General features: G+C 69.8%; 1 protein-coding gene. It reads right to left on the minus strand.

Features of this window, described 5'->3' with window-relative positions:
- Positions 1–75: 75 nt before the first annotated feature.
- Positions 76–447, minus strand: a 372-nt coding sequence (locus EN879_RS38535) for an SDR family oxidoreductase (protein ID WP_127274837.1), incomplete at its 5' end; no start/stop codon positions are given.

Genomic DNA, 447 nt, shown 5'->3' on the forward strand with positions numbered 1-447 from the left:
TTGCAGAACGGTTTCACAAGATCGTGACGGCTGGAGCGGAGGGTGGTTCCGCCCCAGCCGGAAATCCCCGCGGGATCAGGCGTTGGCGCCGCCGTCGATGGTCAGGGCAGCGCCGGTGACGAAGCGGCCTTCCGGGCCTGCGAGCCAGGCGACCATGCCGGCAATGTCGTCGGCCTTGCCGAAGCGCGGCGTTGCCATCTTCCGGCGCTGATGCTCGGCATGCGGGCCGTCGGCCGGGTTCATGTCGGTGTCGGTCGAACCGGGGTGGACGACATTGGCGGTGATGCCGCGCGGGCCGAGGTCACGCGCCAGCGCCTTGGTCAGGCCGACCAGCGCCGCCTTGCTGGCTGAATAGGCCGTGAGGCTGCCGTCGGCCCGCTCGGCAAGGTTGCTGCCGATCGAGATGATGCTGCCGCCCTCACCCATATGGGCGGCCGCGGCCTTGGA

The sequence above is a fragment of the Mesorhizobium sp. M7A.F.Ca.AU.002.02.1.1 genome (assembly GCF_003998535.1).
In the GTDB taxonomy this organism is placed as follows: Bacteria; Pseudomonadota; Alphaproteobacteria; order Rhizobiales; family Rhizobiaceae; genus Mesorhizobium; species Mesorhizobium ciceri.